Below are 23,936 nucleotides of genomic sequence, written 5' to 3'. Positions count from 1 at the left end.
GATCGGGACCCTCGCCCGAAGCCGAATCAACCGCCGCGCCAGTCCGTGGGCAGCAGCGCGCGATAGCGCCGGCTCAACAGCAGCTCGGTGCCGTCGCGCAAGGTCAGCGCGAGGTCGCCGTGCGCGCGCGGGGCGGTCGCCGCGATGAAGTCCGCGCGCACGAGGTGCGAGCGGTGCACGCGCAGGAATTCGCCCGGGTCGAGCCGTTGCGCGAGGCGCGACAGGGTCGCGCGCACGAGGTGGCAGCGCTCGCGCGTGTGCACCTCGACGTAGTTGCCCGACGCCGACAGGCGCTGCACGTCGGCGATCGGCACGATGCGCGTACGGCCGCGCTCGTGCACGAGGAAGCGCGCGAGGCGCTCCGCGCGGCCGAGGTCGCCGACGCGGCGCAGCCGCTCCTCGTCGGCGGCGGCGCCATCGTCGCGGCGCCGTTCCGCGAGGCGGGCGGCGACGCGTTCGAGGCATTGCACGAAGCGCGTGCGATCGAACGGCTTGAGCAGGTAGTCGAGCGCGGCGACGTCGAACGCGCGCAACGCATGCTCGTGGTAGGCGGTCGTGAACACGACGAGCGGATGCGGCGGAGCGCTGCGCACGAGCACGTCGAAGCCGTTCCCGGCGCCGAGCTGGATGTCGAGGAACAGCAGGTCCGGCGCTGCGTCGCGCAACAACGCGATACCGCCGGCGACGTCTTCGGCTTCGCCGACGATGCGCCAATCCGGCTGCGCCGCGAGCAGGCGTCGCAGCTTCGCGCGCGCGGGCGGCTCGTCCTCGACGATCGCGACGCGGACCTCAGCCATCGCGCTCGAACGGCAGTTCGATCTCGATGCGCGTGCCGGCGATCCTGCCCGGACCGATCGCGAAGCGGTGCCGCCCTGGATACATGAGTTGGAGCCGATGGCGCACGTTGGCGAGCCCCACCCCGGGCACGTAGTCGGGAGCAAGCCCGCGCCCGTCGTCCTCGACCGTGCAGAACACCGTCGTGTCGTTCGCGCCGATCGTGACGCGCACGCGGCCGCGGCCCGACGCGAGCCCGTGCTCGAACGCGTTCTCGACCAGCGGCTGCAGCAGCAGCCGCGGTATGCGCGCGTCGCGCGCGGCGGGCTCGACTTCGACCTGCGTTTCGAGCTTGCCGCGAAAGCGCTCGCGCATGAGCTCGAAGTAACGTTCGAGCCAGACCACGTCGTCGATCACGCGCACGCGCGCGTCGCCGGTTTCGCTGAGCGCGACGCGCATGAGCACGGCGAGCGCGGCGATCATGCGGTCGGCCGCCTCGACGTCCTCGTGCATGCGATTGGAGATCGCATTGAGCGTGTTGAACATGAAATGCGGCTCGATCTGCGCGGTCAGCTGGGCCAGGCGCGCCTGTCCGAGGTCGCGCTCGAGCTCGAGTACGGCGAGCTCGCGCTCGCGCCGCAGGCGCAGCCCGCGCCAGGCGACGCACGCGCCCGCGAGCAGCGCGTAACTGATGAGGTCCTTCTGCAACTCGTAGGCGAAGCCGAGCAGCGGATCGCCGAAGTCGTAGCGGCCGCCCATGAACGCGTAGACCGCCTTGCGGATGCCGACCATCCCGAGCGTGTGCAGCAGAGAGAACACGATCGCCGCGGCCGCGTGCAGTGGCACGCGCCGCAGCCAGTCGGACCCGGACAGCGGATGGCGCCGCTCGAAACGGAAGATGCCGATCGCGAGCACCGCGACCACGGCCGCGCTGCTGAGTTCCCAGCACATCGGCTCCCAGGCGGGGATGCGGCTGCCGCTGTTGCGATGGCCGATGACGACGTTGATGCCGAGCCAGAGGCCGATGCCGAGCCAGGCGGCCGCATACGCGAGCCAAGGCCGCCACCGGACGCCGCGCGGCGCGGTGCTCTCCGCCGACACCGCGACCGCGGTCTCCGCGTCGACGGTGGACATGTCAGTCCGCCACGTCCGGCTCGAAGAACGACCAGCGCACCTCGGGGAACCGCGTCTTGAGGTCGCCCTCGACCGCGTTGATCGCCTCGACCAGCGCGCGCGCGGACAGGTCCCCGCGCATCTCGGCCTTCACCGCGACCATGACGTCGACGCCGAGCTGCAACGTGATGACGTTGAACACGCGTGCGACTTCCGGTCGCTGCTCGAGGAACGCATGGATCGCCGCCTTGAGTTCCGGGTCGGCGCTCTGCCCGATCAGCAGCGCCTTGACCTCGACCGCGACGAACAGCGCGACGAGCACGAGCAGCACGCCGATCGCGAGCGTGCCGATCGCGTCGAACACGGGATTGCCCGTGATCATCGTGAGCAGCACCGCGGCGAGCGCGAACACGAGCCCGAGCAAGGCGGCGAGGTCCTCGCCGAAGACGACGATGAGTTCGCTCTGGCGGCTCTCGCGGAACCAGTACCAGAGGCTGTGGTCGCCGCGCGCCTTGTTCACCTCGCGCATGCACCCCCACATCGAGAAGCTCTCGGCGACGATGCCGAACGCGAGCACGCCGATCGCGAGCCACGGCCAGCGCAGCGGCTCGGGTTCGTGCAGCTTGTGCAGGCCTTCGTAGATCGAGAACGCACCGCCGACCGTGAACAGCAGCAGCGCGACGAGGAACGACCAGAAGTAGATCGCCTTGCCGTGGCCGAGCGGATAGTCCGGCGAAGGCAGGCGCTTGGCGTTCTTGAGGCCGAGCAGGAGCAGGCCCTGGTTGCCGCAATCGGCGAGCGAGTGGACCGCCTCGGCGGTCATGGCGCCCGAGCCCGTGATCGCGGCCGCGGCGGCCTTCGACACGAAGATCGCGAAGTTCGCGCCGAGCGCGAAGAGGATCGTCTTGAGCGAATCGGCCTTGCCGGACATGCGCGATCGGTTCCGTGGATCAGGGTGGACGAGTGTAGGGCGGGTCGAGCGCGGAGCGGTAGGGCGGGCGGCGCGCGGCGCGAGAGACGCCGACGACGCGCGCGTCCCGACACTCGACACCGGATGATGTCATCGAGGCCCGCGTGCCTTCGTTCCTTGCGCGATCGTGCGCCACGCGGCCGTCAGCGCGTCGTGCAGCAGGTCGGCACGCACCGCATCGAGGCGCACGAGCGTGTAACCCTGCCGCCCCCACGCGCCCTTCGCGGGCACGAACGCGGCGTCGACGCGCATGAACAGTTCCTGCTGCTCGGGCGCGAGCTTGACCATGCCCCAGTGCGCATCCGGTGAACCGAGCGTGGCGAAGATCCTCTTGCGCACGCGGAAATCGGCGTGCCCCATGTGCGCGCCTTCGACGGCATCGGGCAGCGCGAGCGCGAGGCGACGGAACTCGTCGGGCCCGATCCCGAACGCCGCGGGCTTCCCGCCGGTGCCGCGCCGTGCGCTCATTCGCCGAGCGCGGCCTGGGTCTTCTTCGGCAGGTTCGCGCGCACGAGCTCGTAGGAGCGCCGCACGTAGCCCGCGAGTTCGTCGCGCGAGAACCGTTCGGGTTCGGTCACGCTGACCCAGAACGCGCGCGCCATGTAGTGCGCGGGCGCCATGCCCGGCTGCTCGGTCAGTTCGAGGAAACGGTCCGAATCGACCTTGAACGACAGCCGGCCGCGATCGGGCCCGAGCATGCAGTACACGACGAACATCTTGTTCGCGACGCTCCAGACGAGGTCGACTTCCCACTTGATCGACCGCGTGGCGCCCGGCCAGCGAGCGCACAGATCGTCGAGGTCCGCGTCGCCGAGGCCCGTGACCGGCTTGACCATCGTATCGACTCCACCCCGAAAGCGTGCATCCTAGCCCGTCGTGCCCCGACGCGGAAACCCGCGCTCGCGCCGCGGCGGCCGCGCGCTGCACGCCGCGACACGGCATGGCATGCTCGGGCGGTCGCCTGCCAGGTGCCGCATGTCCGCAGACCCCTCGCCGAATCATCGCCCGAAGCGCCCGCGCGGCCGCGCGTTCCGCACCGCCGACGGCCGCGTGCTGCGCGTGCGCCCGGTGCGCGTCGACGACACCGAAGCGCTCAAGCGCGGCTTCGCGCGGCTCACCCCGGAACAGGTGCGCCAGCGCGTGTTCCATCGCATGACCGAGCTGTCCGAACAGGCCGCGCACAACCTCGTGCATTTCGATCCGGCCATGACGGCCGCGTTCGTCGTCGTCGACGAGGACGGCGAGATCCGCGGCGAGGCGCGCATGCACGTGGATCCTGGCGGGCAATCGGCGGAATTCGCGGTCGTCGTCGACCCGAGCATGGTCGGCGTCGGCATCGGCCGCGCGCTCATGCAGCGCCTCGTGAGCGAAGGGCGCCGCCGCGGCCTGATGGAACTGTGGGGCTCGGTCCTCGCCGACAATGCGCTCATGCTCGATTTCTCGCGCCGGCTCGGCGCGCAACGCGAGGCAGTCCCGGGCGAAGCCGATCTCGTGCGCGTGCGCTTCGACCTGCGCCGGCCGCTGCGTTCCTACGACTGAATGCCGCCAACGCCCTCGTGCGCCGGCAACGTCGTCGCGTCCGCCGCAGCATGCCGGCGCCGCAAGCGCTGCTGCAGGCGATCGAAGTAGAGGTAGATCACCGGCGTGATGTAGAGCGTCAGCAGCTGCGACGTGACCAGGCCACCGACCACCGCGAGGCCGAGCGGTCGACGCGCTTCGGCGCCGGCGCCGAAACCGAGCGCGATCGGCAAGGTGCCCATCAGCGCCGCGAACGTCGTCATCATGATCGGCCGGAAGCGGATCACGCAGGCGTCGAGGATCGCGTGCTCCGGGTCCTCGCCCTCGCGCTGCTTCTCGAGTGCGAAGTCGATCATCATGATCGCGTTCTTCTTCACGATGCCGATCAGCATGATCAGCCCGACCGCGCCGTAAAGGTCGAGGTCCTTGCCGAACACGGTCAACGTCAGCAGCGCGCCGAACACGGCGGTCGGCAATCCGGAGAGAATCGTCAACGGGTGGATGAAGCTCTCGTAGAGGATGCCGAGCACGAGATAGATCACGAACACCGCGAGCAGCAGCAGGATGCCCATGCCCGCGAGCGAATCCTGGAACTGCTGCGCGGTGCCTTGGAACGACGCGCTGATCGTGTCGGGCAGGTGCAGCTGCGCGACGGTACGGTCGACGCCCGCGACCGCGTCGCTGAGCGACATGCCGGGCGCGAGGTTGAACGAGACCGTCACGGCCGGCACCTGGCCGAGGTGGTTCACCGTCGCCGGACCCACCGATTGCCCCGTCCGTGTGACCGCGGACAGCGGCACGAGCTGGTTCGACGGCGCCGCGGTCGCGTCGCCCGCGCTCGCCTTCGGCGGCAGCGTCGGCGTCACGTAGATCGACGACAGCACCGAGGTGTCGCCCTGGCGCGCGGGATCGACCTGCATCAGCACCCAGAACTGGTCGGTCGGCGTATAGATCGTCGACACCTGCGCCGGACCGAACGCGTAATAGAGCGCCTTCTCGATCGCATCGGGCGTGACGCCGTAGGCCGCGGCGGCATCGCGATCGATCGCGACGTCGAGCTGGGGATTGGCGATCAGCATGTCGCTGCTGACGTCGAGGAAGCCGGGCAGCTTCGACAGCGCAGCGACGAGTTTCGGCGTCCATTCGAACAGGCGCTTCGTCTCGGTGTCCTGCAGCACGAACTGGTACGTGCTGTTGGTGAGCTTGCCGCCGATGCGGATCAACGGCAGGTTCTGCGCGAACGCCTGCAGGCCCGGAATGCCCTGCAGCAGCGGCCGGATCTCCTGCACCACCGCGTCCGCGCTCTTGCGCTCGTGCGACGGCTTCAGGTTGACGATCATCCGCCCGAGGTTCAGCGTCGCGCTGCTGCCGCCCGCACCGACGAACGCGAGCACGCTCTCCACGTTCGGGTTGCGGCGCAGGATCTGCGCTGCCTCGCGCTGCTTCGCCATCATCGCGTCGAAGCCGATGTCCTGCGCGGCCTGGGTGAACACGAACAGCTGGCCGGTATCGTCGTTGGGCAGGAACCCCTTCGGCATGCGCACCGCGAGCACGCCCGTCGCGACGACGAGCACGAAGAACGTGAGCAGCACCGCGAGACGATGCCGCAGCGACGCGCGCAGGGTGCGCGCGTACGCCGACTGCATCGCGTCGAACCCGCGCTCGCACGCCTGGTACAGGCGGCCGTGGGTGCCGCCGTGCAGCGGCTTGAGCATGCGGCTGCACAGCATCGGCGTGAGGCTGAGGCTGACGAAGCCGGACACGAGCACGGCGGCGACGATCGTGATCGCGAACTCCGCCAGCAACCGCCCGATGATGCCGCCCATGAACACGACCGGGATGAATACCGCCGCGAGCGACAGGGTCATCGACACGATCGTGAAGCCGATCTCGCGCGCGCCGTCGAGGGTCGCACGCAGGCGGTCCTTGCCCATCTCGAGGTGGCGCGAGATGTTCTCGAGCATGACGATCGCGTCGTCGACGACGAAGCCGACCGCGAGCGTGAGCGCCATCAGCGACAGGTTGTCGATGCTGAAACCGAGCGCGTACATGACCGCGAACGTCCCGACGATCGACATCGGCAACGCGAGCGACGGGATCACGGTCGCCGCGAGGTTGCGCAGGAACACGAAGATCACGAGCACGACGAGGCACAACGCGAGCAGCAGGCTGAACTTCACGTCGGCGACCGACTCGCGGATGCTCTGCGAGCGGTCGTAGATCACGCGCAGTTCGGCCCCGGCGGGCAGCGTGCGCTGGAACGCCGGCAGCATCCTCTTGATGTCTTCGACGACCTGGATCGTGTTCGTGCCCGGTTGCTTCTGGATCGCGAGCACGACGCCCTGCTCGCCGTTGAACAGCGCGCCGCCCTTGTCGTTCTGCACGCCGTCGTAGACCTTCGCGACGTCCTTCAGGCGCACCGGCGCGCCGTTCTGGTAGGTGACGATGAGCTCGCCGAACGCGGCCGCGTCGTACAGCTGGCCGTCGACCATCACGTTGTAGATGCGGTTCGGCCCGTACAGCGTGCCGGTCGGCAGGTTCACGTTGCCCTTGCCGACCGCGGCGGCGACGGCGTCGATGCCCAGGCCGCGGGTCGCCAACGCATCGGGATCGAGGTCGATGCGCACCGCGTACTTCTGCGAGCCGTAGACGTTCACCTGCGCGACGCCGTTCACGGTCGAGATGCGCTGCGCGAGCGTGTTTTCGGCGTACTCGTCGAGGGTGGACAGGCGCAGCGTCTTCGACGTGAAGCCGACGAAGAACACGGGCGAGTCGGCCGGGTTCACCTTGCGGAACGTCGGCGGCGTCGTCATCTGCGTCGGCAGCTGGCGCAGCGCGGCCGAGATCGCCGCCTGCACGTCCTGGGCGGCCGCGTCGATGTTGCGGTCGAGCGCGAACTGCAACGTGATGCTGGTGGACCCGAGCGCGCTCGACGAGGTCATCGAATCGAGCGCGGGAATCGTCGAGAACTGCTTTTCGAGCGGCGTCGCCACCGCAGACGCCATCGTCTCGGGCGAGGCACCGGGCAGGCTCGCCGACACCTGGATGGTCGGGAAGTCGACGTTCGGCAACGCGGCGACCGGCAGCAGCCGATAGCCGACGATGCCGAACACGAGGATGCCGATCATGACCAGCGTGGTCATGACCGGCCTCCGAACGAAGATCTCCGAGACGCTCATCGCGGCAGCCCTTCAGCCCGACGCGGGCCGCACGTCGACCGCGGCCTTGTCCTCGACGCGCGACTGCCCGTCGATGACGACGGTCTCGCCACCTGCGAGCCCCTTCTCGATGACCGCCTGTCCGCTCACGACCCGCGCGACGTCGACCTGCCGCTGCTCCGCGGTCCGGTCGTCGTGGACGACGAACACGTAGGCGCCGTCGGGCCCGTTCTGCACCGCCTGCGCAGGCACCACGACCGCGTTCGGATCGTGGCCGAGCGTGAGGCTCACGCCGACGAGCTGGCCGGGCCACAGCACGTGCCCGGCATTGGAGAACTCCGCGCGCAGGCGCACCGTGCCCGTGGACGTGTCGACCTGGTTGTCGATGAAGGCGACCTTCCCGTCGACCGGCGCGTCGATGCCGACGATGCTCGCCCTGGCACGCAGCGGCGCCGACTTCTGCGCAGCCTGCATGCGACCGAGCAGCGTCGACGGCAACGAGACGTTCACGTAGATCGGCTCGATCTGGTTGATCGTCACGAGCGGATTGGTGTCGTTCGCCTTCACGACGTTGCCGGGCTGGATCAGGATGCGGCCGATGCGCCCCGCGATCGGCGCATGGATCTCGGTATACGAGAGCGCGACGCGCGCGGCGGCGACGTTCGCCTCGTCGACCTTCACGCTCGCGCGCGCGGCATCGAGGTTGGTGCGGTACTGCTCCATCTGGTCCGCCGAAAGGTAGCCCTTCGCCGCGAGATCCTCGTAGCGCTTGACCTGCGAGCGCGCCTGCGCGAGCGTCGCCTCGTCCTTCGCCTGCTGTGCGAGCGCCTGCTGCAGGCTCGCCTGCGCGGGGCGCGGATCGATGCGGAACAACAGCTGCCCCGCGCTCACGTCCGCGCCGTCGCCGACGAGCGACTCGAGCAGTTGCCCGTCGACGAGCGACTTCACCGCGACGCTGTTGATCGCCTCGACGCTGCCCGGGGCGGACACGAGCACGGGCACGTCGCGCGTCTGCGCGACGGCGACGACGACCGGCACCGGCGCAGCCTTGGGCGGCGCGCGCTCGCGCGAACATGCGCCGGCGAGCACGCAGGCCACGACCGCGGCGCCGAACGACACGCGTTGAAGGAGATTCCGCCGATCCATCCGCCGCCTGCTCCCGAGCATCGTCCGGTCAATTGTCGCCGATCGGCATGCCGTGGTTCCCGATGCGCCGGTAAACGCGAGGTAAAGAACCGCCATGACGATCGGCCCGTGCCCGCGCCGCCGCCTTCGGACAGGCGCGACGGCCGTCGTCCGTGACCGCCGCTGCGCGCTGCGGATCGTCGCCGATGGGCTGATAGAATGCGCGACCCTGCGCCGCGCCCCTGCCGCGGTCGTACCCGCCCGGCCTCGCATGACCCGACTGATCCATCCCAGCCTGCCGACAACGCCCCGCCAGCGACGCTACTGGAAGGCGCCGCACGGGTCCGCCTTCGCGCTCGCGCTCGCCGAAACGGCGCGCAGCCATGCCGGGCTCGTCGTGGCGGTCGCGCGCGACACGCACGCGGCGCACGCGCTCGAGGCGGAGCTCGCGGTGTTCGCCGGCAGCGACGTCGAGGTCATGCAGTTCCCCGATTGGGAAACCCTGCCGTACGACCTGGTCTCGCCGCACCCGGACATCGTTTCGCAACGCGTGGCGGCGCTCTACCGCCTGCCTGCGCTCGCGCGCGGCGTGCTCGTCGTGCCGGTCGCGACACTCATGCAACGTCTCGCGCCGCGCGGCTACGTCGGCGGCTCGAGCCTCGTGCTCGAGCTCGGGCAGAAGCTCGACATCGCGCACGAGCAGCGTCGCCTCGAATCGGCCGGCTACCGCAACGTGCCGCAGGTGCAGGAACCCGGCGACTTCGCGGTGCGCGGTGCGCTGCTCGACATCTACCCGATGGGCAGCGCGGCGCCGTACCGCGTCGAGCTGTTCGACGACGAGATCGAATCGATCCGCACGTTCGACCCGGAGACGCAGCGCTCCGAGCACAAGGTCGATGCGGTACGGCTGCTGCCCGCGCGCGAGTTCCCGCTCACCGAAGAGTCGGCGAAGGCGTTCCGCAACACGCTGCGCGAACGCTTCCCGATCGATCCGCGCCGCTGCCCGCTGTACCAGGACATCAAGGAAGGCGCCACCCCGGCCGGCATCGAGTACTACCTGCCGCTGTTCTTCGCGCACACCGAAACCCTGTTCGACTACCTCGCCGGCGAGGCATTGTTCGTGCTCGGCGACGGCGCGCTCGACGCGGCCGACACCTTCTGGACGCAGACCGGCGAACGCTACGCACAGCGCGCGCACGACGTCGAACGGCCGGTGCTGCCACCGGCCGAGCTCTACCTCACGACGCAGCAGCTGCGCGAGCGCCTCAACGGCGCGCTGCGCGTCGACATCGTGCCGCGCGACGCGGCCACGGCCGGCGCCGAGGGCGGCGCAGCCGAACGCCATGCGATCGACCTCGGCACGCAGCCGGCACCGGCGGTGCCGCTCTCGCGCAAGGGCGAGGAACCCGGCGAGGCGCTGCGCCGCTTCGTCGCCGCCTACCCGGGCCGCGTGCTCATCGCGGCCGACTCCGCCGGCCGCCGCGAGGCGCTGATCGAGCAACTCGCCGCTGCTCGCCTGCGACCGCAGACCTACGCCGGCTGGCGCGACTTCGTCGACGAGGGCAACCGCTTCGGCATCACGGCCGCGCCGCTCGAGCAGGGCTTCGCACTGACGGACCCGGCGATCACGGTGCTGACCGAGCGCGAACTGCACGGCGAGCGCGTGCAGCAGGTGCGCCGGCGCCGGCGCGCCGCGCGCGACCCGGAACAGGTGCTGCGCGACTTGTCCGAACTCGTCGCCGGCGCGCCGATCGTGCACATCGATCACGGCGTCGGCCGCTACCAGGGACTGGTCAAGCTCGACGTCGGCGGGCGCGCCCAGTTCGGCGAAGAGCCCTCGGAATTCCTCGCGATCGAGTATGCCAAGGGCGACAAGCTCTACGTTCCGGTCGCGCAGCTGCACCTCGTTTCGCGCTATTCCGGCACGGCGCCCGAGCTCGCGCCGCTGCATGCGCTCGGCGGCGACGCGTGGGAGCGCGCGAAGAAGAAGGCGGCGCAGAAGGTGCGCGACGTCGCCGCGGAGTTGCTCGCGATCTACGCCCAGCGCGAGGCGCGCCAGGGCACGGCGCTCGCGATCGACCGCGAGCTCAACGAGCAGTTCGCGGCCGCGTTCCCGTTCGAGGAGACGCCGGACCAGACGACCGCGATCGAGGCCGTGCTCGCCGACCTCGCTTCGGCGAAGCCGATGGACCGCGTCGTCTGCGGCGACGTCGGTTTCGGCAAGACCGAAGTCGCATTGCGCGCCGCGTTCGCGGCCGCGTCCGCGGGCAAGCAGGTCGCGGTACTCGCGCCGACCACCCTGCTCGCCCAGCAGCACTACCAGAACTTCCGCGACCGCTTCGCCGATTGGCCGGTCCGGGTCGAGGTGCTTTCGCGCTTCAAATCGAAGAAGGAGATCGAGGCCGCGCTCGAGAAGCTCGCCGACGGGCGCATCGACGTCATGATCGGCACGCACAAGCTCGTGCAGCCGGACGTGCGCTTCAAGGACCTCGGCCTCGTCATCATCGACGAGGAACAGCGCTTCGGCGTGCGACAGAAGGAAGCGCTGAAGAAGCTGCGCGCGGAAGTCGACCTGCTCACGCTCACCGCGACGCCGATCCCGCGCACCTTGAACATGGCGATGGCCGGGCTGCGCGACCTCTCGATCATCGCGACGCCGCCCGCGCACCGCCTCGCCGTGCAGACCTTCATCAGCCCGTACGATCCGGCATTGATCCGCGAGGCGATGCAGCGCGAGCACGCGCGCGGCGGCCAGGTCTACTTCCTGCACAACGACGTCGAGACGATCGAGAAGACCGCGCGCGAGCTCGCCGAGCTCATGCCGGATGCGCGCATCCGCTACGCGCACGGCCAGATGCCCGACCGCGAACTCGAGCTCATCATGCTCGACTTCTACCGCCAGCGCTTCAACGTGCTCGTCGCGACCACGATCATCGAATCGGGCATCGACGTGCCGAGCGCGAACACGATCATCATCAACCGCGCGGACCGCTTCGGCCTCGCCCAGCTGCACCAGCTGCGCGGCCGCGTCGGCCGCTCGCACCACCGCGCGTACGCCTATCTCATGGTGCCCGACGGACGCTCGATCACCGCCGATGCGGAGAAGCGGCTCGAGGCGCTCGCCTCGCTCGACGAGCTCGGCGCCGGCTTCACGCTCGCCACGCACGACCTCGAGATCCGCGGCGCCGGCGAACTGCTCGGCGAGGAACAGAGCGGGCAGATCGAGGAAGTCGGCTTCTCGCTCTACACCGAGATGCTCGACCGTGCGGTCCGTGCGCTGAGGCAGGGCAAGGTGCCCGACTTCGACCTCACGAGCGAGCACGAGACCGAGGTGGAACTGCACCTGCCCGCGCTGATCCCCGACGACTACCTGCCCGACGTCAACACGCGCCTGACGCTCTACAAGCGCATCGCCAGCGCGCGCAACGAGGACGAGCTGCGCGAGCTGCAGGTCGAGATGATCGACCGCTTCGGGCTGCTGCCGGAGCCGCTCAAGCAGCTGTTCGCGGTGACCTCGCTCAAGCTCGCGGCGACACCGCTCGGCATCCGCAAGCTCGAACTCGGCGCGAGCGGCGGGCGCGTCATCTTCAGACCGAATCCCGCGGTCGAGCCGCTCACCGTGATCCGCCTGATCCAGTCGCAGCCGCGCGTGTACGCGCTCGACGGCCAGGACAAGTTGCGCTTCAAGTTGCCGCTGGAGGAAGCGAGCGAACGCCTGCGCGCCGCCTCCGACCTGCTCTCCGCACTCGGCGCGCGCAAGGCCGCCTGAACGCGCCCGCGTCGTCGGGCGAACGGCCCCGCGACGGAAGTTGATCGACCGCATGCGTCGTCGTGCGCACGTGAATGCGTCCTGTCGCGTTCAGGTGCGCCACCGCTGCGGTTCAGCGGTGCGGCGTAGCCTTCGTCGACGAACAACGGCCGCTCCGTACGCCGGTGTTCTTCCGATTGCCAAACGAGGAAACGCCATGAAGCTTCGTACCAGCTTGATCATTGCGACCGCGACGATCGCCCTGACCGCGCTGCCGGCGGTCGCCCAGCAGACCACGACGACGGAAACCACGACGACGACCACGACGGTCAAGAAGGGCCATCACCGCTACGTCTACTACGGCGACCACGACATCTACTTCGCCCCGGAGACCAAGGTGTACTACTGGCGCGAAGGCAACGACTGGCGCTCGGCCGCCGAGTTGCCCGAGACGTATCGCACGTACATCACGCGCGGCGGCGTCAACATCGAGCTCGACACCGAGAAGCCCTACGAGCGCAACGAGTGGGTGATCGCGCATTACAAGCATCACGATCGCGACGACGAGTAACGCTCTCGCCGATCAGCGCCGGCGGCCGCCCGGCCGCCGGCCTTTCGTTGCCTGCCGCTGGCCCGCGCCGCTAGACTTTCGGCCAATCGACCACGGACCGCGGCCTTGACCGAACCCCTCCGACACGACGCGCGCGCGCTGAATCCGCCGAACGATGTGCTGCACAGGTTCCAGCTCGAGCGCGCGGGCGTGCGCGGCGCGTTCGTACGCCTCGAGCGTGGCTGGCAGGACCTGCGCTCCAACGGCGACTACCCGCCTGCGCTCGGCGAGCTGCTCGGTCAGGCGGTCGCCGCGAGCGCCCTGTTCACGAGCACGATCAAGTTCGACGGCCGCCTGTCGGTGCAGCTGCAGGGCCAAGGTCCGCTGCGCCTGCTGTTCGCCGAGTGCACGCACGACGGCAGCGTGCGCGGCATCGCACGCTGGAGCGGCGCGCCGCCCGTCGCGCCCATCCGACTCGACCCGGAGGCGCGTCTCGCGATCACGATCGAGAACCGTGTCACCGACACGCGTTACCAAGGCCTGGTGCCGGTCGAAGGCGGCGACCTTGCGCATGCGTTCGAGAACTACTTCGAGCGATCCGAGCAGTTGCCGTCGCGCATCGTGCTGGCCGAGGCGCACGGCCGCTGCGGCGGCCTCCTGCTGCAGCAGGTCGCGCGCGAAGGCGGCAAGGGTGCGGCCGACGACGACGGATGGAACCGCGCCGGTCACCTGCTCGCGACGCTGACGCCGCGCGAACTGCTCGAGCTCGCGCCCGAAGTGTTGCTGCTGCGCCTGTTCCACGACGAGGACGTGCGCCTGCAGTCGGCGCAGCCGCTCGCGTTCGCGTGCACGTGTTCGCGCGAGCGCGTCGAGGCGATGCTGCGCTCGCTCGGGCGCGGCGAAGCGGACGCGACGCTCGCCGAACAGGGTTCGATCGAGGTGCACTGCGAGTTCTGCAATCGTCGCTACGTGTTCGACGACAACGACGTCAACGACGTCTTCGGTGCGACCGACCCCTCGCCGCCGGGCGCGACGCGACATTGACGCGGCGCGCGGCGGCCCCGTCCGCGCGGCCACCGATGGCCCTGCCCGGGCGCGCGTCCTTGCGTGAAGATGCGCCGACGCTCCATCGCCTCGAGCGTTCCGCGGCAGCGAAACGCGTGCGCAGGCTCGGCGCGAACGAATGGTGAAGCGGCCCGGCGCGGGAAGATCGCGACCGGAGCCGCGAGGCTGCACACATGAAGGGCGACATCGGCATGCACCGACTGCTCATCCGCCGCGGCGTTCGTGCCGACGCGCCCGCGCTCGCCGAATTCGCGGCGCGCAGCTTCGCGGACACGTTCGGTGCGGCCAATGACCCACTGCGCCTGCAGGCGTTCCTCGAAACGACCTACGGCGTCGCGCAGCAGTCGCGCGAACTCGCCGATCCCGACACCGCGATCCTGCTCGCGACCGACGGCGGCGACCTCGTCGCATACGCGCAGGTGTGTCGCGGCGAGCCACCCGCCTGCGTCGACGCGCCCGACGCGGTCGAACTGCAGCGCTTCTACGTCGACCGCGCCGCGCACGGCAGCGGCGTCGCACAGCGACTCATGCAGGCCGTGCGCGACATCGCGCGCGAGTTCGGCGCGCATGCGCTGTGGCTCGGCGTGTGGGAGCACAACCCGCGCGCGATCGCGTTCTACGCGAAATGCGGCTACACCGACGTCGGCTGCAAGACGTTCGACCTCGGCGGCGATCGCCAGACCGACCGTGTGATGCTGCTGCGCCTCGATCGCGCCGGCGCGCCCCGGGGGCGCGGGTGAGGCCGGTCCGCGACGAAACGCCGTCGCCGACGAGCGGCACGCATCCGCGCGATCGCATGCGTGTCCGACCTGTCCGATAATGCGCGCTGCCGTCCCCCGACATCCCGATCGTCGAATGCAGAACCTCACCCCCGCCCCCGATGCGCTCGCCGACGCACCCGTGACGCCGGCCGAACCGCCCGGGGCCAGCGCCGAGCGCGCCGCGCACACGGCGTTCCCGATCCTTGCGATGCTGAGCATCTGCCACCTGCTCAACGACCTCATCCAGTCGTTGCTGCCGGCGATCTACCCGCTGCTCAAACAATCGTTCGCACTCGACTTCGGCCAGATCGGCCTCATCACGCTGACGTTCCAGCTCACCGCGTCGCTGCTGCAGCCGTTCGTCGGCATCTACACCGACAAGCGACCGATGCCTTATTCGCTCGCGATCGGCATGGGTTTCACGCTGACCGGACTGCTGTTGCTGTCGCAGGCGACGACGTTCCCGGTGCTGCTGCTCTCGGCGGCGCTGATCGGTTCGGGTTCTTCGGTGTTCCACCCCGAATCCTCGCGCGTCGCGCGCATGGCGTCGGGCGGCCAACATGGCCTCGCGCAGTCGCTATTCCAGGTCGGCGGCAACGTCGGGTCGGCGAGCGGACCGCTGCTCGCGGCATTCATCGTGATGCCGCGCGGGCAAGGCAGCGTCGCGTGGTTCGCGATCGCCGCGCTCGTCGCGATCGTGCTGCTCGCGCGCATCGGCGCCTGGTACCGCGTGCACATCCCGGCGCATCGCGCGGCCGGCATCGCGCAGCGCGCGTCGCGCCTGCCGGGTCGCACGGTGGCGACCACCCTGCTCGTGCTCGGCGTGCTGATCTTCTCGAAGTACTTCTATCTCGCGAGCATCAGCAGCTACTACACGTTCTATCTCATGCAGAAGTTCCAACTCGGCGCGCAGAGCGCTCAGCTGCACCTGTTCGCGTTCCTTGGCGCGGTTGCCGCGGGGACGCTCGTCGGCGGTCCGGTCGGCGACCGTATCGGTCGGCGCTACGTGATCTGGGGTTCGATCCTCGGCGTGCTGCCGTTCACGCTGCTGCTCCCGCACGCGAACCTGTTCTGGACCACCGTGCTCACGATCGTGATCGGCCTGATCCTGTCGTCGGCGTTCTCCGCGATCATCGTCTACGCGCAGGAACTCGTGCCCGGTCGCACCGGCGTCATCGCGGGCCTGTTCTTCGGCTTCGCCTTCGGCATGGGCGGCCTCGGCGCCGCCGTGCTCGGCGAACTCGCCGACCACATCGGCATCGAGGCGGTCTACGGCCTCTGTGCGTGGCTGCCCGCGCTCGGCTTGCTCGCGTGGTTCCTGCCGAATCCGCACCGGCGGGCACGTACGGCCTGACCGGACGGCGGGACTCGCGCCGGGCGCTCGACCCGCCCTACGCGCTCACCAGGCACGCCCGTATTGCGGCGGCGCCTCGATCCGGATGCCGAGTTCGGCGGCCGCGCGGCGCGGGAAGTACGGGTCGCGCAGCATCTCGCGTGCGAGCAGCACGAGATCCGCGTCGCCGCGCACGACGATGTCGTTCGCCTGCGTCGACGTCGTGATGAGCCCGACCGCGCCGGTCGCGATCCCGGCTTCGCGACGGATGCGCGCGGCGAACGGGACCTGGTAACCCGGCGCGACCGGCACCTTCGCATGCGGCACCGCGCCGCCGGACGAGCAATCGACGAGGTCGACGCCGTCGTCGCGCAACCAGCGCGCGAGTTCGACGCATTCGTCGATGTCCCAACCGCCGGCCGCCCAGTCGGTCGCCGACACGCGCACGCACAGCGGCCGCGGACGCGGCCAGGCTTCGCGCACCGCGGCGACGACCGCGCGCAGCAGGCGCGCGCGACCGGCAAGATCGCCGCCCCAGCGATCGTCGCGCACGTTGCACAGTGGCGAGAGGAATTCGTGGATCAGGTAGCCGTGTGCGGCGTGCACCTCGACCACGCCGAAGCCGGCCGCGGCCGCGCGTGCCGCCGCTGCGCGATAGTCCGCGATCACCTTGGCGATGCCGGCGTCATCGAGCGCACGCGGCGCCGGATAGCCTGCATCGAACGGAATCGCGCTCGGCGCAACGGTCGTCCACGCCGCCGTTCCCTGCAGCGGTTTGCCGCCGCGCCAGGGCACGTCGGTGCTCGCCTTGCGTCCCGCGTGCGCGAGCTGGATGCCCGCGACGGCCCCTTGCGACGCGATGAAGCGCGCGATGCGCGTCCATGCGGCCTGCTGCGCGTCGTTCCAGATACCGGTGTCCCCCGGCGAGATGCGCCCCTCGGCCGACACCGCCGTGGCCTCGGTGAATACGAGCCCCGCGCCGCCGACCGCGCGACTGCCGAGGTGCACGAGGTGCCAGTCGTCGGGTACGCCATCGCTCGCCGAGTATTCGCACATCGGCGAGACTGCGATGCGGTTGCGCAGCACGACATCGCCGAGCGTCAGGGGATCGAACAGGTTCATGCGGTGTCCTCGCCAAGGGTTTCCGATCATAACCCGGCGCTATCCAAGCCGAATCAATGCACTGGCGCCATGTCTTCAATGAGGTTCGAGAACGACCGCCGATGCGGCCATGCGCCTTATCGAAGACTTAACGAAGAGTGTGATGCAGTGGACATCGCTCACCGTCCCCTGGGGTGCTGCATGATCGCGATCGACCTCGATGTCACGCGCAGTGTGCGTGCCTACATGGCGTCCTGCCTCGCCGATGGACACGCGTCGTTCGGACGCGATGCGCTCGAGCGCGTGCACGCGGGCCTGCGCGACGCGGTCTGGTATTCGCCGAAGGATCGGCGCGCGTTGCGCGCCATCTGCGACGAGCACCCGCAGCAGTTCACGCGCTGGCTCTACGAGTGCGAGCGCGACGGCCGGTACACGGGACTGATCATGGTCTGGCCGGCCGGCCATGCGACGCCGATCCACGACCACGCAGGGCTCTGGGGCATCGAAATGGTGTTGCAAGGCACGCTCAGCGTGGAGGACTACGAACTCGGCGAGCAGCACGCCTTGCGTCACGTCGGCACGACCGTGCTCGAGGAAGGGCAATCGTGCGCGTTCCTCGGCACGCAGGGTCACGCGCATCGCTGCACGAACCTGTCCGCTCGGCGCGCAGCCGTCACGCTGCACGTCTACGGCGGCCTGCTCGAGCACTATCGCAACTACGATGTCGGACGCGGCGGCTGCTACGTGCCCGTGCCGACGCGCGCGCAGGTCGACGGCCGCATCGGCGCGACGCACGCGTTCGCGCGCACGGGCTGAGTCGATCGCCCGCTAGGCGCGCGGGCGTCCTTTCGGCGACCATACGCGGCTCGAATGTCCGCGGAACCGTCGATGCGTCGCACCGTCCTCCTCGCCCTGCTCTGCTTCGTCCTCGGCGCCTGCAGCGGGATTGCCCCGCGACGTGCGGACTCGGCGCACGCGCCGCTGATCCTCGTTTCGATCGACGGCTTCCGCGCCGATTACCTCGCGCGCGGACGCACGCCGACGCTCGCCGCGCTCGCGGCGGACGGCGTGCGTGCCGAGGCACTCAAGCCTTCGTTCCCGACCCTCACGTTCCCGAACCACTACACGCTCGTGACCGGGCTGTATCCGGATCACCACGGCATCGTCAACAACCGCATGAGCGATCCCGCGTTCGGCCACGCCTTCGTCTACAAGGAACAGGCGACGATCGAGGATCCGCGCTGGTGGGGCGGCGAGCCGCTGTGGGTCACCGCCGAGAAGCAGGGCGTGCGCAGCGCAACCATGTTCTGGCCCGGTTCGTCGGTCGCGATCGCGGGCGTGCGCCCGTCGTTCTGGGAGCCGTTCGATCGCACGGTCGAACCCGACGCGCGCGTCGACCAGGTCCTCGCATGGCTCGACCTGCCGGTGCCGCGACGACCGCGCTTCCTCACGCTGTATTTCGACCAGGTCGACCACGAAGGCCACCAGCATGGACCGGACTCGGCCGAGGTCGACGCCGCGCTCGCGCGTATCGATGCAGCGCTCGCGCGCCTCGTCGACGGCCTGCACCGGCGTGGGCGATTCGATGCGACCGACATCGTGATCGTGTCCGACCACGGCCAGGCTGCGACGTCGCCCGAGCTTCGCACGTACCTCGACGACATCGTGCCGCTCGCCGACGTGGACGTCGCCAACTACGGCATCCTCGCCGGCATCGAGCCGCATGCGGGCAAGGCCGCCGCGATCGAGCACGCGCTGCTGCAGCCGCACGCGCACATGCAGTGCTGGCGCAAGGGCGACGTGCCGGCGCGACTCCATTACGGCACGCACCCGCGCATCCCGTCGCTGCTGTGCCTCGCCGGACACGGCGGCAACATCACCTCGCACGGCTACGACGACAAGGGCGGACGCTATTCGCCCGGGGAGCACGGCTACGACAACGACGACCCGGCGATGCGCGCATTGTTCGTCGCGCGCGGCCCGGACTTCCGCCGCGGCGTCGTCGTGCCGGAGTTCGACAACGTCGACGTCTATCCGTTGCTCGCGAGGCTGCTCGGCGTCGCTCCGCAACCGAACGACGGCGACTTCGCCGCGGTCGCGGGCTTGCTGCGCGACCGCACTCCCGTCGCCGCGCCCTGAACGCCGGGCCGGACTCGAAGGGCCCGCGCGCGATGATCGACGTCGCCCGCTGCGCTCGACGCGAGCGGAACCGTGGCGCGGTTCGCGCGAGGCCGGATTCCAGGGACCCTAGCCGCGCGCAAGTCGCTCGACGACCTCGCGGTAGCGACGCGCGATGCGCTCGGCGTCGCGATGCCGCCGCTCGCGCACGACCCGGTCGCCGCCGACGATCACCTCGCGCACGAGGTTCGCATTGCCCGCGAACAGCCAGGTATCGATGACCTGCTGCGGCGAACGCCCCGCGAAGAGCGGCGAGGCTTCGTCGAGCACGACGAAATCGGCGCGATGGCCGGGCGCGAATGCACCCAGCGCGCCGCCGGACGCCTGCGCGCCGCCGGCGAGCGCTCGCGCAAGCAGCGTTTCGCCGCTGCTCGGCTGCGACGCACTCGCGCTGATGTTGCGATGGCGCGTGGCGAGGCGCTGGCCGTACTCGAGCCAACGCAGCTCCTCGACCGGCGACACCGAGATGTGGCTGTCCGATCCGATGCCGAGGACGCCGCCGGCGTCGAGATACGCCCTGAGCGGAAACAAGCCGTCGCCGAGATTGGCTTCGGTGGTCGGGCACAAGCCCGCGACGGCTCCGCTCGCGGCGAGGCGGCGCGTTTCGACATCGGTGAGATGCGTCGCGTGCACGAGGCACCAGCGCGCGTCGACCGGCGCATGCTCGAGCAGCCATTCGACCGGACGCGCATTGCGGATCGCAAGGCAATCCTGCACCTCGCCGACCTGCTCGGCGATGTGGATGTGCACGGGCATGCGCGCGGCCGGGCGCTGGCGCGGACTCGCACCGATGGCGTCGATCGCCGCGAGCACCGCGCGCATCGCGTCCGGCGGCACCGCGCGCAACGAATGCAACGCGATGCCGACGTTCAGGCGTGGCTCGTCGAGGCCGCGCAGGCGTTCGACGAGGCGCAGGTAACCGTCGACGTCATGGCCGAAGCGACGCTGGCGTTCGGACAACGGGCGGCCGTCGAATCCGCCGGTCATGTACAGCGTCGGCAACAAGGTGAGGCCGATGCCCGTCTCGCGCGCGGCCTCGACGAGCGCGAGCGACATCGCGGCCGGATCGTCGTACGCGCGGCCGTCGGGCCGGTGATGCAGGTAATGGAACTCGCACACCTGCGTGTAGCCGGCTTCGAGCATCTCGACGTAGAGCTGCGCGGCGATCGCGCGCAGCTCGTCCGGCCCGATGCGCCCGGCGAACACGTACATGACTTCGCGCCAGCTCCAGAAACTGTCCTCGGCCTGCTGCGGCGCGCGCCGTTCGGCGAGCCCCGCCATCGCGCGCTGGAACGCATGCGAATGCAGGTTCGGCATGCCGGGAACGACGATCGGCCCGAGCGCCGTCGAATCGCCCGGGCGCGCTTCCATGCGCACGGATCGCAACGTGGCGGCGCCATCCGGGGCCGCATCGGTCGCGAATTCGACGCCTTCGGCGAACCCGCCCGGCAGCCAGGCCCCATCGGCGTGAAAGTGGATGCGTGACATAGGGGTTCCGTCGCGGCGAAGCGGCGAGCCTAGCCGCGCGCGGACGCCATTGCCAGCGCGTTCGCGCGCGCCGCGCGTTGCGTTCATCTTCGCGCCGACCGCTCGTTCCGCAGCCGGTTCAATTGTGGCGAATGCGGTGCTAGGCTCCCGGGACAGGGGAAATTTCGTCTGGGCTGATCGGGGATGCACATGCTCAAGTACAGATACCTCACGGCCGTATTGGCACTCGCATCGGGTGTCGCAGCCGCAGCGGCGGGCGCCGCCGCACCGGCGGGTTTCGGTGCCGGATTCAAGTCCATCGACGAGGTTGCCACTGCGCGTTACGGTGCGCTCGACCTCAAGCGAATCGCCGAAGAAGATGCCCTGCGTGAAGCGGCCGGCAATCCGATGCGCTTCGCGATCGCGCACGACAGCGGCATCGACGTCCGCACGGGCGGCACCTGGGAGCAGAAGGGCGATCGCAGCATCTGGCGCTACCGCGTGCAGGCGCAAGATGCCGCTTCGCTCAACTTCGGCTTCACCCGCTTCCACGTCCCCGCGAGCGCGCGCGTGTACATCTACGCGAGCAAGGACCACGCCCAGCTTGCCGGTCCGTACGACGCCACCTCGCACAACGCGCTCGGCCAGCTGTGGACGCCGATCATCGCGTCGGCCGATGTCATGGTCGAGCTCGACGTCGCGACCAGCGAGCGCGACCAGGTCGATCTCGTGCTCGGCAAGATCAACCAGGGCTACCGCGGCTTCGGCACGCACGCCAAGGGCTACCAGCAGCCGGGCATCCATGTCGCCGGCGAAGGCAAGTCGGCCTGTTCGCCCGACGCGATCCAATCGGGCGCGTGCAACATGGACGTCGCCTGCATGGATGCATCCGATCCGTGGAACAACCCGCGTCGATCGGTCGGCGCTTACACGATCGCGGGCACCGACACGTGCACGGGTTCGCTCGTCAACAACACCGCCAACGACCGCAGCATGCTGTTCATCACGGCGAGCCACTGCAACGTCGTCGCGAATCCGGCCGGCATCGTCGTGTACTGGAACTACGAGTCGGCGACCTGCCGCACGCCGGGCAGCGCGCAGAGCGGCGTTCCCGTGCCACGGCCGACGACGACGAGCAGCGGCTCGACGTTCCTCGCGCGCACGCGCAATCCGTTCAGCGGCAGCGATTGCACGAACGGCGCGGTCTGCTCGGACAACACGCTCGTGCGGCTCAACGGCACGCCGGATCCCGCGTGGAACCTGTACTGGGCCGGCTGGGACCACGGCGCGACGGCGGCGACCTGCGTACCCGGATCGAACCCCAACTCCGACACGGGCCAGTGCGCGTCCATCCATCACCCGAACGTCGACGAAAAGCGCATCACCTTCGTCGAGCAGAACTTCGAGGTCGGCGGCATCGCCGGCGGCACCAATACGCACTGGCATGCGTTCTGGGATCCGACGCCGCCGATCCTGCCGAACATTCCCGCGCCGCAGCCAAGCTCGCTGCCGCCGGGCGTGACCGAGCCGGGTTCGTCGGGCTCGCCGCTGTACAACGCGAGCCAGCGTCTCGTCGGCGTGCTCAGCGGCGGTCCGTCCGCGTGCGGGGCGACCGGCGCGAACCTCTCGGACTTCTACGGCCAGCTCTCGGTGGCGTGGGAGGGCGAAGGCACGCCGGCGACGCGCATGAAGGACTGGCTCGACCCGACCAGTTCGGGCGCGACTGCGATCGACGGCATCGGCACGACGCCGTTCAACTTCACGCTCGATCCGACGTCCGTGTCGGCGTGCGTCACGAGCGATACCGCGACCGTGAACCTCGCAGCGACGTACGACGTGGGGTTCAGCGGCACGGTTTCGTTCACCGCAGCGAGCAACCCGCCGGGCGTCGGCAGCACATTCGCGCCACCGAGCCTGACACCGCCGGCGAATGCGTCCGTGCTCACGCTGGACGGCATTTCGTCGCTCGCGCCGGGCTCGTTCTTCACCATCCTCGTGTCGGGCACGAGCGGTGCCGACACGGTAAGCAAGTCGCTTCCGCTCACGGTCGCAGGTCCGCTGTCGGGGTCCGTCAGCCTGCTGACGCCGGCCGACGGAGCGACCGGCGTGAGCACGGGCACCACGCTGACCTGGGATGCGCTCGCGGGCGCGGCGAGCTACACGGTCGAAGTCGCGACCGACCCGGGCTTCACGAACATCGTCGCGACCCAGTCGGGCATCACGACGACGAGCTACGCCACGAGCGGCCTGAATCCGAACACGACCTACTACTGGCACGTGAAGGCGACCAACGGCTGCGGCGACGGCACGTTCTCGGCGGCGTTCAGCTTCACGACCGCGAACCTGATCTGCCACAGCCTCTCGCTCGCGATCCCCGACAATAATCCGACGGGCGTGAACGACACGATCACGCTCAGCGATGCGTCGATGGTCAACTCGCTCAAGCTGTCGATCAAGGCGACGCACACCTACGTCGGCGACCTCAAGTTCACGCTGTCGAAAGATGCGGCGAGTTCGGCCGTGATCGATCGCCCGGGTTACACGGGCACGGGCTTCGGTTGCGGCAACAACGACATCGACGTGGTGCTCGACGATGCGGCCACCTCGCCGGTCGAGGACGCCTGCAGCGCGACGCCGCCGGCGATCGGCGGCACGCTGTCGCCGAACGCGCCGGGCCTCGCGCCGTTCGCGGGTCTCTCGCTCGCGGGCACCTGGACGCTCAACGTGTCCGACAATGCGAGCGCGGATACGGGCACGCTCACCGAGTGGTGCCTGCTGCCTGAACTCGCGATCGATGACACGATCTTCGCGGACGGGTTCGAACTCATCGTCCGCTGAGCGACCCGGCATCGTTCGCATTCCCAGGGGCCGCCATGCGGCCCCTGTTTTTTTGGGCGCCCGTTTCCGCTCGTCCACGATCGCGGCCGCCCCGGCGCTCGGCGTCGAGGGAAATTCCCCATGCTCGCCGTGATCCCTCGCCCATCGCCCTCCCGTATGCAACCCGAGCGCTCATTCCGACGCGCACGAAGGAGTACCGCGATGGTCGCCAACACCACGATGTTCCGCACCCTGCTC

General features: G+C 69.7%; 18 protein-coding genes. 9 read left to right on the top strand and 9 right to left on the bottom strand.

Features of this window, described 5'->3' with window-relative positions; all coding sequences use genetic code 11:
- Positions 1 to 26 precede the first annotated feature (26 nt).
- The 5 genes from VI238_RS05830 to VI238_RS05810 form a co-directional block, all read right to left on the bottom strand.
- Positions 27 to 797, bottom strand: a complete 771-nt coding sequence (locus VI238_RS05830) for a LytTR family DNA-binding domain-containing protein (protein ID WP_331649411.1) — start codon at positions 795 to 797, stop codon at positions 27 to 29.
- Positions 790 to 1,908: a sensor histidine kinase gene (locus VI238_RS05825; RefSeq protein ID WP_331649409.1), complete on the bottom strand. Its 1,119-nt coding sequence runs from the start codon at positions 1,906 to 1,908 to the stop codon at positions 790 to 792. Before VI238_RS05825 ends, VI238_RS05830 begins: the two co-directional genes overlap by 8 nt.
- Position 1,909: 1 nt before the next feature.
- On the bottom strand, positions 1,910 to 2,818 hold the full coding sequence (locus VI238_RS05820; protein ID WP_331649407.1) for a cation diffusion facilitator family transporter: 909 nt from the start codon (positions 2,816 to 2,818) through the stop codon (positions 1,910 to 1,912).
- A gap of 129 nt (positions 2,819 to 2,947) precedes the next feature.
- Positions 2,948 to 3,325 (bottom strand): MmcQ/YjbR family DNA-binding protein, encoded by a 378-nt coding sequence (locus VI238_RS05815; RefSeq protein WP_331649405.1) that lies wholly within the window; start codon positions 3,323 to 3,325, stop codon positions 2,948 to 2,950.
- Positions 3,322 to 3,693 carry an MmcQ/YjbR family DNA-binding protein gene (locus VI238_RS05810; protein ID WP_331649403.1) on the bottom strand — a complete coding sequence of 124 codons (372 nt, stop codon included), beginning with the start codon at positions 3,691 to 3,693 and terminating at the stop codon, positions 3,322 to 3,324. Before VI238_RS05810 ends, VI238_RS05815 begins: the two co-directional genes overlap by 4 nt.
- Before the next feature lie 139 nt (positions 3,694 to 3,832).
- On the opposite strand from VI238_RS05810, the gene VI238_RS05805 reads away from it, so the two are divergent.
- The gene (locus VI238_RS05805; protein ID WP_331649401.1) at positions 3,833 to 4,396 is read left to right on the top strand and encodes a GNAT family N-acetyltransferase; all 564 of its coding nucleotides are present in this window, start codon (positions 3,833 to 3,835) and stop codon (positions 4,394 to 4,396) included.
- On the opposite strand, the gene VI238_RS05800 is transcribed toward VI238_RS05805, so the two are convergent.
- The gene (locus VI238_RS05800) at positions 4,387 to 7,518 is read right to left on the bottom strand and encodes an efflux RND transporter permease subunit (protein WP_414650029.1); all 3,132 of its coding nucleotides are present in this window, start codon (positions 7,516 to 7,518) and stop codon (positions 4,387 to 4,389) included. The two genes, VI238_RS05805 and VI238_RS05800, sit on opposite strands and share 10 nt — an antisense overlap.
- A gap of 48 nt (positions 7,519 to 7,566) precedes the next feature.
- Positions 7,567 to 8,652: an efflux RND transporter periplasmic adaptor subunit gene (locus VI238_RS05795; protein ID WP_331649397.1), complete on the bottom strand. Its 1,086-nt coding sequence runs from the start codon at positions 8,650 to 8,652 to the stop codon at positions 7,567 to 7,569.
- A gap of 277 nt (positions 8,653 to 8,929) precedes the next feature.
- Between VI238_RS05795 and mfd the strand changes: the two genes are divergently transcribed.
- The 5 genes from mfd (at position 8,930) to VI238_RS05770 (ending at position 16,136) form a co-directional block, all read left to right on the top strand.
- Complete coding sequence (gene mfd, locus VI238_RS05790) at positions 8,930 to 12,427, top strand: transcription-repair coupling factor (protein WP_331649395.1); 3,498 nt, start codon at positions 8,930 to 8,932, stop codon at positions 12,425 to 12,427.
- Positions 12,428 to 12,623: 196 nt separating this feature from the next.
- The gene (locus VI238_RS05785) at positions 12,624 to 12,977 is read left to right on the top strand and encodes a hypothetical protein (protein WP_331649393.1); all 354 of its coding nucleotides are present in this window, start codon (positions 12,624 to 12,626) and stop codon (positions 12,975 to 12,977) included.
- A gap of 105 nt (positions 12,978 to 13,082) precedes the next feature.
- Positions 13,083 to 14,000, top strand: a complete 918-nt coding sequence (locus VI238_RS05780) for an Hsp33 family molecular chaperone HslO (RefSeq protein WP_331649391.1) — start codon at positions 13,083 to 13,085, stop codon at positions 13,998 to 14,000.
- A gap of 194 nt (positions 14,001 to 14,194) precedes the next feature.
- A complete protein-coding gene (locus VI238_RS05775) occupies positions 14,195 to 14,761 on the top strand; it encodes a GNAT family N-acetyltransferase (protein WP_331649389.1) in 567 nt (188 codons plus the stop codon).
- Between the two features lie 115 nt (positions 14,762 to 14,876).
- On the top strand, positions 14,877 to 16,136 hold the full coding sequence (locus VI238_RS05770) for an MFS transporter (protein ID WP_345786180.1): 1,260 nt from the start codon (positions 14,877 to 14,879) through the stop codon (positions 16,134 to 16,136).
- Between the two features lie 45 nt (positions 16,137 to 16,181).
- Here the strand turns inward: VI238_RS05770 and VI238_RS05765 are convergent, their stop codons facing one another.
- Complete coding sequence (locus VI238_RS05765) at positions 16,182 to 17,237, bottom strand: NADH:flavin oxidoreductase/NADH oxidase (protein ID WP_331649387.1); 1,056 nt, start codon at positions 17,235 to 17,237, stop codon at positions 16,182 to 16,184.
- A gap of 180 nt (positions 17,238 to 17,417) precedes the next feature.
- Between VI238_RS05765 and VI238_RS05760 the strand changes: the two genes are divergently transcribed.
- Entirely contained in the window at positions 17,418 to 18,032 is a 615-nt protein-coding gene (locus VI238_RS05760) for a cysteine dioxygenase family protein (RefSeq protein ID WP_331649385.1), read from the top strand.
- 72 nt (positions 18,033 to 18,104) lie between these two features.
- Complete coding sequence (locus tag VI238_RS05755) at positions 18,105 to 19,355, top strand: ectonucleotide pyrophosphatase/phosphodiesterase (RefSeq protein ID WP_331649383.1); 1,251 nt, start codon at positions 18,105 to 18,107, stop codon at positions 19,353 to 19,355.
- 108 nt (positions 19,356 to 19,463) lie between these two features.
- Here the strand turns inward: VI238_RS05755 and VI238_RS05750 are convergent, their stop codons facing one another.
- Positions 19,464 to 20,882, bottom strand: a complete 1,419-nt coding sequence (locus tag VI238_RS05750; protein ID WP_331649381.1) for a formimidoylglutamate deiminase — start codon at positions 20,880 to 20,882, stop codon at positions 19,464 to 19,466.
- Positions 20,883 to 21,071: 189 nt separating this feature from the next.
- Here VI238_RS05750 and VI238_RS05745 point away from each other — a divergent pair, with 189 nt between their 5' ends.
- On the top strand, positions 21,072 to 23,699 hold the full coding sequence (locus VI238_RS05745) for a fibronectin type III domain-containing protein (protein ID WP_331649379.1): 2,628 nt from the start codon (positions 21,072 to 21,074) through the stop codon (positions 23,697 to 23,699).
- Positions 23,700 to 23,936: the final 237 nt, after the last annotated feature.

This window comes from Dokdonella sp., assembly GCF_036518555.1.
Classification (GTDB): domain Bacteria; phylum Pseudomonadota; class Gammaproteobacteria; order Xanthomonadales; family Rhodanobacteraceae; genus Dokdonella_A.
This window is presented reverse-complemented; position numbering and strand designations above follow the sequence as displayed.

Coding starts and splice junctions, on each gene's coding strand:
- VI238_RS05810 (WP_331649403.1), bottom strand. CDS start 3,693: ATGGTCAAGCCGGTCACGGGCCTCGGCGACGCGGACCTCGACGATCTG.
- VI238_RS05755 (WP_331649383.1), top strand. CDS start 18,105: ATGCGTCGCACCGTCCTCCTCGCCCTGCTCTGCTTCGTCCTCGGCGCC.
- VI238_RS05785 (WP_331649393.1), top strand. CDS start 12,624: ATGAAGCTTCGTACCAGCTTGATCATTGCGACCGCGACGATCGCCCTG.
- VI238_RS05830 (WP_331649411.1), bottom strand. CDS start 797: ATGGCTGAGGTCCGCGTCGCGATCGTCGAGGACGAGCCGCCCGCGCGC.
- VI238_RS05825 (WP_331649409.1), bottom strand. CDS start 1,908: ATGTCCACCGTCGACGCGGAGACCGCGGTCGCGGTGTCGGCGGAGAGC.
- VI238_RS05745 (WP_331649379.1), top strand. CDS start 21,072: ATGCTCAAGTACAGATACCTCACGGCCGTATTGGCACTCGCATCGGGT.
- VI238_RS05750 (WP_331649381.1), bottom strand. CDS start 20,882: ATGTCACGCATCCACTTTCACGCCGATGGGGCCTGGCTGCCGGGCGGG.
- VI238_RS05815 (WP_331649405.1), bottom strand. CDS start 3,325: ATGAGCGCACGGCGCGGCACCGGCGGGAAGCCCGCGGCGTTCGGGATC.
- VI238_RS05775 (WP_331649389.1), top strand. CDS start 14,195: ATGAAGGGCGACATCGGCATGCACCGACTGCTCATCCGCCGCGGCGTT.
- VI238_RS05800 (WP_414650029.1), bottom strand. CDS start 7,518: ATGACCACGCTGGTCATGATCGGCATCCTCGTGTTCGGCATCGTCGGC.
- VI238_RS05805 (WP_331649401.1), top strand. CDS start 3,833: ATGTCCGCAGACCCCTCGCCGAATCATCGCCCGAAGCGCCCGCGCGGC.
- VI238_RS05820 (WP_331649407.1), bottom strand. CDS start 2,818: ATGTCCGGCAAGGCCGATTCGCTCAAGACGATCCTCTTCGCGCTCGGC.
- mfd (WP_331649395.1), top strand. CDS start 8,930: ATGACCCGACTGATCCATCCCAGCCTGCCGACAACGCCCCGCCAGCGA.
- VI238_RS05765 (WP_331649387.1), bottom strand. CDS start 17,237: ATGAACCTGTTCGATCCCCTGACGCTCGGCGATGTCGTGCTGCGCAAC.
- VI238_RS05770 (WP_345786180.1), top strand. CDS start 14,877: ATGCAGAACCTCACCCCCGCCCCCGATGCGCTCGCCGACGCACCCGTG.
- VI238_RS05760 (WP_331649385.1), top strand. CDS start 17,418: ATGATCGCGATCGACCTCGATGTCACGCGCAGTGTGCGTGCCTACATG.